Here is an 11,988-nt window from a genome sequence, read left to right as displayed (position 1 = left end):
AAAAGAGCAGCCGAGGCTGCTCAATTTTCTCAAAACATAGGGGATGCTTCGCACCCCTGTGGGAGCAAGCTCCCTCGCCACAGATGCTCTCTGATCAGGGAGAGCCTGGGACATTGCTTAGCGCTTCTGGGTCAGCGCCCGGCGCTCGAATTCGACGATACGCTGGCGGTAGTGTTCGATGGTCTGGGCGGTCAGCACGCTGCGCTGGTCGTCCTTCAACTCGCCGTTGAGCTCCTGGGACAGCTTGCGCGCCGCGGCCACCATCACGTCGAAGGCTTGCTTGGGATGACGTGGGCCTGGCAGGCCGAGGAAGAAGCTGACGGCTGGGGTACTGAAATGGTCGATGTCGTCCAGGTCGAACACGCCTGGCTTGACCGCGTTGGCCATGGAGAACAACACCTCGCCATTGCCGGCCATGCTCTCGTGACGATGGAAAATGTCCATCTCGCCGAAACGCAAGCCACTTTCCAGGATGTTCTGCAACAACGCCGGCCCCTTGAAGCCAGCCGGGTCGCGGCAGATCACGCTGATCACCAGCACTTCCTCAGCCTGGGCTTGGTCTTTGTCGGCGCTCGATGCCTTGTTCTCGTCCGGGAAATCGCTGTCGCGACTGCTGAAGCTCGGGCCACCATCCAGGTCGAGATTCAGGTTCAAATCCCCCTGGGACGGCTCGCTGTTGCGCTTGCCGCGCTTGGAACCCGACTCCCGCGGCTCACGTGCAGGCGCGCTCATCGACGGCAGGTCGTGCTCGTCCAGCTGTGGCTCCTTGTGGGTGTCCAGCACCCGGGGCGGGCCCAGCAGCTCGGCGTTGTCATCCTCATCGGGCAGGTTCGACAGGCTGCGATCCAGGCGAAACTTCAGTTTCCCCTTGCCGCCGCGCATGCGACGCCAGCCGTCGAAAAGAATACCGGCAATGACAATGATGCCGATGACGATCAGCCACTCGCGCAGACCGATTTCCATGTAATCCCGTGCCTCTATAAAAATGCTGAAAAATAAGGGGTTTAGCTATTTGCAAACCGCTTTAAAACGTGGCGCCAACTCTATGTTCTGAATGGCGTTTTGCCCACGCACACGAAAAATTGACATTAAACTAGCACGACCAAAGATAACTTTACACCGTCTGTCGCACAGGCTCGTGCCCAAACTGTGAATTGAACAACAGGCGCAAGGGTAAAAAATACCTACATCGTTCCCGGTAAATGCCCTACAGCCCGCGCTTCAGGCATCCACCATTGCCATGGCCTCCTCCACATCCACCGCCACCAGCCGCGAACAGCCTGGCTCATGCATCGTCACGCCCATCAACTGATCGGCCATTTCCATGGCGATCTTGTTGTGGGTGATGTAGATGAATTGCACCGTTTCGGACATCTCCTTCACCAGCCGTGCGTAACGGCCTACGTTAGCGTCATCCAACGGTGCATCGACTTCGTCGAGCATGCAGAACGGCGCCGGGTTCAATTTGAAGATGGCAAATACCAGGGCCAATGCGGTCAGCGCCTTCTCGCCACCGGAGAGCAAATGGATGGTGCTGTTCTTCTTGCCAGGAGGACGCGCCATGATGGTCACCCCTGTATCGAGTAAATCTTCGCCCGTCAGTTCCAAGTAGGCGCTGCCTCCACCGAAAACTTTTGGGAAAAGTGCCTGCAAACCGCCGTTGATCTGATCAAAGGTATCCTTGAAGCGGTTGCGGGTTTCCTTGTCGATCTTGCGAATGACGTTTTCCAGGGTCTCCAGCGCCTCGACCAGATCGTCGTTCTGGGCATCCAGGTAGCGCTTGCGCTCGGACTGTTGCTGGTATTCGTCGATGGCCGCCAGGTTGATCGCCCCCAGGCGCTGGATGCGCTGGGCAATGCGCTCCAGTTCCTCCTCGGCTTCCTTTTCGTTCGCCCCGGCCACCAGGGTGGCGAGTACGCCATCAAGGTCGTAGCCGTCTTCCAGCAATTGGTCCTGCAAGGCTTTGCGCCGCACCGTCAGCGCCTGCCATTCCATGCGCTGCTGCTCCATCTGGCCGCGGATCAGTTGCGATTGCTGCTCGGCCTGGCTGCGGCGCTTCTCGGCGTCGCGCAGTTCGCGGTCGGCGTCCTCCAGAGCGATCTGCGCCGTCTTGAGCTCCTCGTCGACGCTCATGCGTTTGTCGAGCAACTCTTCGAGCTTGAGACGCAGCTCTTCCAGCGGCGCTTCGCCCTCTTCCAGATTGAGGCTCAACTGCTCGCGCTTTTCAGTAAGACGCTCGGACTGCATTTCCAGCCGCTCCAAAGCCTGACGCGTGGAATCGTGCTGGGCCTTGAGCGAGCCCAGCCGCACCGCCAACTGATGGGCATGATCCTTGTGCTGGCGTGCTTCCTGACGTACCCGGTCAAGGCGTTCGCGCAGGCTGTCGCGCTGGGCCAGCAGCAGTTCACGCTGTTCGGTGTCCAGGGCCATGGCATCGAGGGCTTCCTGCAATTGCAGGCGCGCCTCGCCGATCTGTTCGTGTTCCAGCGCCCGCTGCTCGCCCAACTCGGCAATTTCTTCTTCGAGACGGGTGCGGCGCAGCGCCAGCTGTTCGACCTTGGCCTTGCCAGCCGACAACTGCGCCTTGAGCTCGCCTTGCTGGCGCGCTTCGTCCTGCAACAGCCGCCGCAAGTGTTCGCGGCCGTTCTCCTGTTGACGCTGTTGCGCCCGCAGGTTCTGCAATTCGGTTTCCAGGGCTTCGACGCTGGCCTCGCGCTCTTCGCGCTCGGCACTCAGGTGTTGGATTTCCTGGCCGCGGGCGAGCATGCCGCTCTCGGCTTCGCTGGCCCGGCGCACCCGCAGGAAATGCCGGCCAACCCAGTACCCGTCGCGGCTGATCAGGCTTTCACCAACGGCCAGTTGCCCGCGCAAGGCCAAGGCCTGTTCAAGACTGTCCACCGGCTTGACCTGCCCCAGCCACGGTGACAGATCGACCTGGGCCTCGACCTTGTCCAGCAGACTGCCGGGGATTCGTACCCCGTCGCCAGCCGGGCTGAGCAGACGCAGATCGCCCTGGGTGAAACCTGACAGGTCGAAGCCGCCAAAGTCATCCACCAGCACCGCTTGCAAGTCGGCGCCCAGCACGGTTTCCACCGCCAGTTCCCAACCGGCATCGACCTTCAAACCTTCGGCCAGTCGCGGACGTTCGGCCAGGTGCTGGTCGCGCAGCCATTCGGCGGTGCCGGTGCCCGGGTCCAACGCGGCTTGTTGCAAGGCCTCCAGCGAAGCCAGGCGCCCGTTGAGCCGCTGCAATTCGCCCTGGGCCTGTTGTTGGTTCTGCAAGGCCAGTTGCAAGGCTTGGCGAAGCTGCTCAAGCCGTTCGACCTGGGCATCTTCACTGGCCTGCAAGTCTTCGAGGGTGGCTTCGCTGGTCGCCAGTTGCTCGCTCAGATCCAGAATCGCGGCGTCTTCCGGGTCCGCCGCGAGCAAGGCGCGTTCTTCGGCCAGGCGACGCTGACGTTCGGCCAGGCGCTCCATGCTGGTCTCCAACTGCTGGATACGCGACTGCTGGACTTCAGCCTGACGACGCGGCTCGGCCGAGGTCAGGTTGAAGCTGTCCCATTGTTCTTGCCAGCCGTGCATGCTCAGCTCAGCTTCTTCCAGGGCCGCGGCAGCCTCTTCAGCGGCGGCACTGGTGATTTCCTGTTCCGGTGTGAGCCGGTCCAGTTCCTCGCCAAGGGTCAGCAGCAGCGTACGGTCGTGGCCCAGGTGCGATTCGGTCTCCAGACGCGCCCGCTCGGCTTCCTTCAAATCATCCTGCAACTGCCGCAGCCGTTGCTGGCCATGCTGGATGCTCTGCTCGACCCGGGCGATGTCGCCGCCCACGGAATAGAAGCGCCCCTGCACCAGATTGAAGCGTTCGGACAGGTCATGGTGCCCGTCACGCAGGCGCTCGATGGCGGCATCGGCGTTACGCTGCTCAGCCACCAGCGCTTCGAAGCTGACCTCCTGGTTGCCGATGATCGCCTCGCGCTGGCCGACCTGCTCATTCAACGCCTGCCAACGCAGGGCCGAGAGCTGCGCCTTGAGCTGGCGCTCCTCGCCCTTGTACTCCTGATACTTCTTGGCCGCCTCGGCCTGACGGTGCAGACGCTCCAACTGGCGCTCGAGCTCTTCGCGCAGGTCGGTCAGACGCGCGAGGTTTTCGTGGGTGCGACGAATACGGTTTTCAGTCTCGCGGCGGCGCTCCTTGTATTTGGAGATGCCGGCGGCTTCTTCGATGAAGTTGCGCAGGTCCTCGGGCTTGGCCTCGATCAGCTTGGAGATCATGCCCTGTTCGATGATCGAGTAGCTGCGCGGGCCCAGGCCGGTGCCGAGGAAAATATCGGTGATGTCGCGACGTCGGCACTTGGCACCGTTGAGGAAATAACTGTTCTGGCTGTCGCGGGTCACTTTGCGACGAATGGAGATTTCCGCATAGGCCGCGTACTCGCCCACCAGGGTGCTGTCGGAGTTGTCGAACACCAGCTCGATGCTGGCCTGGCTCACCGGCTTGCGGCTGGTGGAGCCGTTGAAGATGACGTCGGTCATCGACTCGCCGCGCAGGTTCTTGGCCGAGCTCTCGCCCATCACCCAACGCACGGCGTCGATGATGTTCGACTTGCCGCACCCATTGGGCCCGACCACCGCCGCCATGTTACTGGGGAAGTTCACCGTGGTCGGGTCGACGAAGGATTTGAACCCCGCCAGCTTGATGCACTTGAGCCGCACGTCAGGCCGCCGTCAGGGCAGAAACCACCAGATCGCAGCTGCGCTGGGCGTAGGCCGTGAGCACGATGCGGATCTGCGGCAAATCACGGGCCAGCACGGCGGCAAGCAGGCGCTGGAACAGGTCGAGGAACTCGCTCATTTCCGCCTTGCGCTGCTCCAGAGCCAGGAAATAGGCACGGCTCATGGCCGGCTGCAGGTTCTCGACGGTTTCCTGCAGGTACGGGTTGTTGGCAAAGGGATAGGCGGCGCGCATCACGCTGAAGCTTTCATCGACGAAGGTGCGGATGTCCTGACGCGCGTAGGCCTCGTTGAGACGCTGCTGGATCGCCACGAACGGCGCCATGTCGGCTTGTTCTTTCCAGCCATGGGCCACGGCGTTGCCCAGCAGGATGTACAGCTCGCTCATCAACGCGCAGAGGCTGCGCACCTTGTGTTCGGTGAGCTCGGTGACGTGGGCGCCACGGCGCGGCAGGATCGCGATCAAATGGCGTCGCTCCAGGATCAGCAAGGCCTCGCGGACCGAGCCGCGGCTGACGTTGAGCGCCAGCGTGACCTTCTGCTCCTGGATGCGCTCTCCCGGTTTCATTTCGCCGCGAATGATGCGTTCGGCGAGGTGATGGGCGATTTGCTCGGCGAGGCTGTCCGGGGCCTTGAACGTCATGGTTGTCCTTCAAACTCTTCGATCTGCACAAGCGGCGCAGTGTAGCGCACTCGACACGTCATGGCGCAGGGCCTGCACCGGGTTTTTGGCACGATTCAAGCAAAAAGTTTGAGCCTCATCCTAAAACAGAACCTGTGGAAGAACCTGTGGGAGCGAGCTTGCTCGCGATAGCGGTCTGTCAGCTTGCATCCATACTGAATGTACCGCCGTCATCACGAGCAAGCTCGGCTCCCACAGGTTCTACAGTATCCATAGAGCGCTGTTCATCGACCAAATGAACTTTCCTGACCTTTAAGTCAGAAAATCGTTGACCGAAAAGTCAGACCTGATAAATTCAGGCCCAGTCGGTACAACAATAATGAGTCTGCGAGGCCTTCCGTGATCCAGTTTTTACTCAACCAGGAACTCCGTAGCGAGCACGCCCTGGACCCGAACCTGACCGTGCTCAACTATTTGCGCGAACACGTTGGTAAACCAGGCACCAAGGAAGGCTGCGCCAGCGGCGACTGTGGCGCGTGCACTGTGGTGGTGGGCGAATTGCACACGGACGAAAAAGGCCAGGCGCGCATTCGCTATCGCAGCCTCAATTCGTGCCTGACTTTCGTCTCGTCCTTGCACGGCAAGCAACTGATCAGCGTCGAAGACCTCAAGCACCAGGGCCAATTGCACAGCGTCCAGCAGGCGATGGTCGATTGCCACGGCTCGCAATGCGGTTTCTGCACCCCGGGTTTCGTCATGTCGCTGTTCGCCCTGCAAAAGAACAGCGAGCACGCCGACGCCCACCAGGCCCACGAAGCCTTGGCCGGCAACCTGTGCCGTTGCACCGGCTACCGGCCGATCCTGGCCGCCGCCGAGCAGGCCTGCTGCGGCAAGCCAGCGGACCAGTTCGACGCCCGCGAGACCGAGACCATCGCCCGTCTCAAAGCCATCGCCCCGACCGAGACCGGCGAGCTCAATAGCGGCGACAAGCGCTGCCTGGTGCCGCTGACCGTGGCCGACCTGGCCGATCTCTACGACGCTTACCCCCAGGCACGGCTGTTGGCCGGTGGTACCGACCTGGCCCTGGAAGTCACGCAGTTCCACCGGACCCTGCCGGTGATGATCTACGTAGGCAACGTCGCTGAACTCAAGCGCATCGAGCGTTTCGACGATCGCCTGGAGATCGGCGCCGCCACTCCGCTTTCCGATTGCTACGAGGCCTTGAAAGCCGAATACCCGGACTTCGGCGAACTGCTGCAGCGCTTCGCCTCGCTGCAAATCCGCAACCAGGGCACCCTGGGCGGCAACATCGGCAACGCCTCGCCGATTGGCGACTCGCCGCCCCTGCTGATCGCCCTCGGCGCGCAGATCGTGTTGTGCAAAGGCCAGACCCGTCGCACCCTGGCCCTGGAAGACTATTTCATCGATTACCGGGTCACCGCCCGCCAGGAAAGCGAATTCATCGAAAAGATCATCGTGCCCCGGGCCAGTGCCGAACAGGCGTTCCGCGCCTACAAGGTATCCAAGCGCCTGGATGATGACATTTCCGCCGTGTGCGCGGCGTTCAACCTGCGCATCGACAACGGCGTGGTCCGCGACGCCCGCGTGGCCTTCGGCGGGATGGCCGCGACACCCAAGCGCGCCACGCATTGTGAAGCCGCCTTGATCGGCGCCCAGTGGAACGACAGCACGGTCGAGCGCGCCTGCGCGGCCCTGGCCGAGGATTTCACACCACTGTCGGATTTCCGCGCCAGCAAGGAATACCGCCTGCTCAGCGCCCGCAATCTGTTGCGCAAGTACTTCATCGAACTGCAAACGCCGCACATCGAGACTCGGGTGACCGCTTATGTCTAACCATCACGCCGTAGAAAAGACCCAAGCCGAACTGGCCGAGCTGTTCGCCCGCGACCTGAGCACCGGCGTGGGCCGCAGCGTCAAGCATGACAGCGCCGCCAAGCATGTGTCCGGCGAGGCGCAGTACATCGATGACCGCCTGGAATTCCCCAACCAGTTGCACGTCTATGCCCGGCTGTCGGACCGCGCTCACGCCCGGATCCTGCGCATCGACACTGCGCCCTGCTACGCCTTCGAAGGCGTGCGCATCGCCATCACCCACGCAGACATTCCGGGCCTGAAGGACATCGGCCCGTTGCTGCCCGGCGATCCGCTGCTGGCCATCGATGACGTGCAGTTCGTCGGCCAACCGGTGCTGGCCGTCGCCGCCAAGGATCTGGAAACCGCGCGCAAGGCCGCCATGGCGGCCATCGTCGAGTACGAAGACCTGGAACCGGTGCTGGATGTGGTCGAAGCCTTGCGCAAACGACACTTCGTGCTCGACAGCCACACCCACCAACGGGGTGATTCGGCCACGGCCCTGGCAAGCGCCGAGCACCGTATCCAAGGCTCGCTGCACATCGGCGGCCAGGAACACTTTTACCTGGAAACCCAGATTTCCTCGGTGATGCCCACCGAAGACGGCGGCATGCTCGTCTACTGCTCGACCCAGAACCCCACCGAGGTGCAGAAGCTGGTGGCCGAGGTACTGGGCGTGTCGATGAACAAAGTCGTGGTGGACATGCGCCGCATGGGCGGCGGCTTTGGCGGCAAGGAAACCCAGGCCGCCAGCCCGGCGTGCCTGTGCGCGGTCATCGCCCACCTCACCGGCCAGCCGACCAAGATGCGCCTGCCGCGTGTGGAAGACATGCTGATGACCGGCAAGCGCCACCCGTTCTACATCGAATACGACGTGGGCTTCGACCGCACCGGGCGCCTGCATGGCATCGCCCTGGAACTGGCCGGCAACTGCGGTTGCTCGCCGGACCTGTCGGCGTCGATTGTCGACCGGGCGATGTTCCATGCCGACAACGCCTATTACCTGGGCGATGCGACCATCAACGGCCACCGTTGCAAGACCAATACCGCGTCGAACACCGCCTACCGGGGTTTCGGCGGGCCGCAAGGCATGGTTGCCATCGAAGAGGTGATGGACGCCATCGCCCGGCACCTGGGTCTCGATCCGCTGGCGGTGCGCAAGGCCAATTACTACGGCAAGACCGAGCGCAACGTCACTCACTACTTCCAGACCGTCGAGCACAACATGCTCGAGGAAATGACCGCCGAGCTTGAAGCAAGCAGCCAGTACGCCGAACGCCGCGAAGCGATCCGTCGCTACAACGCCAACAGCCCTGTGCTGAAAAAAGGCTTGGCGCTGACCCCGGTGAAATTCGGTATTTCGTTCACCGCCAGTTTCCTCAACCAGGCAGGTGCCTTGATCCACGTCTACACCGACGGCAGCATCCACCTGAACCATGGCGGCACGGAAATGGGCCAGGGCCTGAACACCAAGGTCGCGCAAGTGGTGGCCGAGGTATTCCAGGTGGAAATGGACCGAGTGCAGATCACCGCGACCAACACCGACAAGGTGCCAAACACCTCGCCCACCGCCGCATCCAGTGGCGCCGACCTGAACGGCAAGGCCGCGCAGAATGCCGCCGAAACCATCAAGCGGCGCCTGGTGGAGTTCGCCGCGCGGCAATACAAGGTCAGCGAAGAAGACGTGGAATTCCACAACGGCCATGTGCGGGTGCGCGATCACATCCTGACGTTCGAGGCGCTGGTGCAGCAGGCGTATTTCGCCCAGGTCTCGTTGTCGAGCACCGGTTTCTACAAGACCCCGAAAATCTACTACGACCGCAGCCAGGCCCGTGGCCGGCCGTTCTATTACTACGCCTTTGGCGCGGCCTGTGCCGAAGTGATCGTCGACACCCTCACCGGCGAGTACAAGATGCTGCGCACCGACATCCTCCACGACGTCGGCGCCTCGCTGAACCCGGCCATCGACATCGGCCAGGTCGAGGGCGGCTTCATCCAGGGCATGGGCTGGCTGACCATGGAAGAGCTGGTGTGGAACGACAAGGGCAAGCTGATGACCAACGGTCCGGCCAGCTACAAGATTCCCGCCGTGGCCGACATGCCACTGGATCTGCGGGTCAAGCTGGTGGAAAACCGCAAGAACCCCGAAGACACGGTGTTCCATTCCAAGGCCGTGGGCGAACCGCCGTTCATGCTTGGCATCGCCGCGTGGTGCGCGATCAAGGACGCCGTGGCGAGCCTGGGGGATTACCAGCACCAACCGAAAATCGACGCCCCGGCGACACCGGAGCGGGTGCTGTGGGGGTGCGAGCAGATGCGCGGGTTGCGGGTGGCGAAGGTTGGGGAAGCTGAAACCGAGTTGGCTTCGCTCTAAGACCGTGGCGCAGCCAATCGCGAGCAGGCTCGCTCCCACAGAGAATTGTGAACACCAGCCAATGTGGGAGCGAGCCTGCTCGCGATGAGGCCCGAACAGACAACAGAAATGTTGAGGTGAACTATGTACAACTGGATCAGCGCCCTCGCCGACCTGCAAGATCGCGGCGAACCCTGCGTGCTGGTGACGATCATCGAAGAGCTCGGCTCCACCCCGCGCAACGCCGGTTCGAAGATGGTCATCAGCGCCAGCCAGGCGTTCGACACCATCGGTGGCGGGCACCTGGAATACAAGGCCATGGAGATTGCCCGGGACATGCTCGCCAGCGGCCAGCAAAGCACCCATCTGGAACGCTTCAGCCTCGGCGCCAGCCTGGGCCAGTGCTGCGGCGGTGTGACCGTGTTGTTGTTCGAACCCATGGGTCAGGTCCAGGCGCAGATCGCCGTGTTCGGCGCCGGCCATGTCGGTCGTGCCTTGGTGCCGTTGCTGGCGAGCCTGCCCTGCAAGGTGCGCTGGATCGACTCACGGGAAGCCGAGTTTCCCGACCACCTGCCCCACGGCGTGCGCAAGATCGTGACTGAAGACCCGCTGGATGAAGTCGACGAATTGCCCGCCGGCAGTTACTGCATCGTCATGACCCACAACCACCAGCTCGACCTGGAGCTGAGCGCCGCGATTCTCAAGCGCAACGATTTTGCCTACTTCGGCCTGATCGGCTCGAAGACCAAGCGGGTCAAGTTCGAACATCGCCTGCGTGATCGGGGTTTCGACAGCACCACCTTGCAGCGCATGCGCTGCCCGATGGGCATCGGCGAAGTCAAAGGCAAATTGCCTGTGGAAATCGCCATCTCTATCGCCGGCGAAATCATCGCCACCTATAACGCCGATTTCGGCCAGCACACCGCCCGCGCCGAACCGATTGCCAAGCTGCTGCCGGCCTCGCGCCGTAGCCAGGCGAACCGTTGAACAATCGTTGAGTATTCCCATGCCCCTGACACGCAAAGCCTACCGCGCCGCCCTGCTCCACAGCCTCGCCGACCCCGCCGAAGTCGGCATCGAGGCGTCCTATGAATATTTCGAAGACGGTTTGCTGGTGGTGGAGAACGGCCAGATCAGCGCCATCGGCCATGCCCACGACCTGCTGCCGACCCTGGCGGCGGACATCGAAATCAAGCATTACCCGGATGCGCTGATCACCCCCGGCTTCATCGACACCCACATTCACCTGCCACAGACCGGCATGGTCGGTGCCTATGGCGAGCAATTGCTCGACTGGCTCAATACCTACACTTTCCCCTGCGAAAGCCAGTTCGCCGACCAGGCCCACGCCGATGCGGTGGCCGATATTTTCGTCAAGGAACTGCTGCGCAACGGCACCACCACCGCACTGGTGTTCGGCAGCGTGCACCCGCAATCGGTGAACTCGTTTTTCGAAGTGGCCCAGAAGCTCGACCTGCGCATGATCGCCGGCAAAGTGATGATGGACCGCAACGCCCCGGACTATCTGGTCGACACCGCCGAATCGAGCTACACCGAAAGCAAGGCGCTGATCGAGCGCTGGCACGGCAAGGGCCGGCTGCACTATGCCGTGACCCCGCGCTTCGCGCCTACCAGCACGCCGGAACAATTGGCCCTGGCCGGTCAGTTGCTGGGGGAATATCCAGACCTGTACATGCAGACTCACATCAGTGAAAACCTGCAGGAAGTGCAGTGGGTCAAGGAACTCTTTCCGGAGCGCAAGGGTTACCTTGACGTCTATGATCATTACCAACTGCTCGGCGAGCGCTCGGTGTTCGCCCATGGCGTGCATTTGTGCGACGACGAATGTGCGCGCCTGGCCGAGACCGGTTCGGCCATCGCCTTCTGCCCGACCTCGAACTTTTTCCTCGGCAGCGGCCTGTTCAATCTGCCTATGGCCGAGAAGCACAAGGTGAACGTAGGGTTGGGCACGGACGTGGGCGGCGGCACCAGTTTTTCGCTGCTGCAAACCCTGAACGAAGCCTACAAGGTGATGCAGTTGCAGGGCGCGCGGCTGAGCCCGTTCAAGTCGCTGTACCTGGCCACCCTCGGCGGCGCTCGGGCCCTGCGCCTGGAGGACAAGATCGGCACGTTGCAGCCGGGCACCGATGCGGACTTTCTGGTGCTGGATTACAACGCCACGCCGCTGCTGGGCTATCGCCTCAAGCAGGCCCGGGACATTGCCGAGAAGTTGTTTGTGTTGATGACGCTGGGGGATGACCGGACGGTGGCGCAAACTTATGCGGCTGGCCGGTTGGTGCATCAGCGCTAGATTCTTGTTGCCTGTCAGATCGCCAATCGCGAGCAGGCTCGCCCCCACAGGGGAATGTGAACGACACAAATCCACTGTGGGAGCGAGCCTGCTCGCGATAGA

At 62.2% G+C, this 11,988-nt stretch carries 7 protein-coding genes; 4 read left to right on the top strand and 3 right to left on the bottom strand.

Annotated features, from left to right (window positions below; all coding sequences use genetic code 11):
* Window positions 1-117: 117 nt before the first annotated feature.
* The 3 genes from zipA to PSH86_RS09195 form a co-directional block, all read right to left on the bottom strand.
* On the bottom strand, window positions 118-963 hold the full coding sequence (gene zipA / locus PSH86_RS09205; RefSeq protein WP_249016147.1) for a cell division protein ZipA: 846 nt from the start codon (window positions 961-963) through the stop codon (window positions 118-120).
* Window positions 964-1,221: 258 nt separating this feature from the next.
* A complete protein-coding gene (gene smc / locus PSH86_RS09200; protein ID WP_109751545.1) occupies window positions 1,222-4,710 on the bottom strand; it encodes a chromosome segregation protein SMC in 3,489 nt (1,162 codons plus the stop codon).
* Window position 4,711: 1 nt separating this feature from the next.
* Window positions 4,712-5,371, bottom strand: a complete 660-nt coding sequence (locus PSH86_RS09195) for a GntR family transcriptional regulator (RefSeq protein ID WP_109751544.1) — start codon at window positions 5,369-5,371, stop codon at window positions 4,712-4,714.
* A 378-nt stretch (window positions 5,372-5,749) separates the two neighbouring features.
* Between PSH86_RS09195 and xdhA the strand changes: the two genes are divergently transcribed.
* The 4 genes from xdhA (at window position 5,750) to guaD (ending at window position 11,886) form a co-directional block, all read left to right on the top strand.
* Entirely contained in the window at window positions 5,750-7,204 is a 1,455-nt protein-coding gene (gene xdhA / locus PSH86_RS09190) for a xanthine dehydrogenase small subunit (RefSeq protein ID WP_163854678.1), read from the top strand.
* Entirely contained in the window at window positions 7,197-9,596 is a 2,400-nt protein-coding gene (xdhB, locus tag PSH86_RS09185) for a xanthine dehydrogenase molybdopterin binding subunit (protein ID WP_305489334.1), read from the top strand. Before xdhA ends, xdhB begins: the two co-directional genes overlap by 8 nt.
* Window positions 9,597-9,719: 123 nt before the next feature.
* Complete coding sequence (xdhC, locus tag PSH86_RS09180; RefSeq protein ID WP_109751541.1) at window positions 9,720-10,562, top strand: xanthine dehydrogenase accessory protein XdhC; 843 nt, start codon at window positions 9,720-9,722, stop codon at window positions 10,560-10,562.
* 19 nt (window positions 10,563-10,581) lie between these two features.
* Window positions 10,582-11,886 (top strand): guanine deaminase, encoded by a 1,305-nt coding sequence (guaD, locus tag PSH86_RS09175; protein ID WP_109751540.1) that lies wholly within the window; start codon window positions 10,582-10,584, stop codon window positions 11,884-11,886.
* Window positions 11,887-11,988 lie beyond the last annotated feature (102 nt).

The organism is Pseudomonas sp. FP2300 (genome assembly GCF_030687595.1).
Taxonomy (GTDB): Bacteria; Pseudomonadota; Gammaproteobacteria; order Pseudomonadales; family Pseudomonadaceae; genus Aquipseudomonas; species Aquipseudomonas bijieensis.
This window is presented reverse-complemented; position numbering and strand designations above follow the sequence as displayed.

Coding starts and splice junctions, on each gene's coding strand:
- zipA (WP_249016147.1), bottom strand. CDS start 963: ATGGAAATCGGTCTGCGCGAGTGGCTGATCGTCATCGGCATCATTGTC.
- PSH86_RS09195 (WP_109751544.1), bottom strand. CDS start 5,371: ATGACGTTCAAGGCCCCGGACAGCCTCGCCGAGCAAATCGCCCATCAC.
- xdhB (WP_305489334.1), top strand. CDS start 7,197: ATGTCTAACCATCACGCCGTAGAAAAGACCCAAGCCGAACTGGCCGAG.
- xdhC (WP_109751541.1), top strand. CDS start 9,720: ATGTACAACTGGATCAGCGCCCTCGCCGACCTGCAAGATCGCGGCGAA.
- guaD (WP_109751540.1), top strand. CDS start 10,582: ATGCCCCTGACACGCAAAGCCTACCGCGCCGCCCTGCTCCACAGCCTC.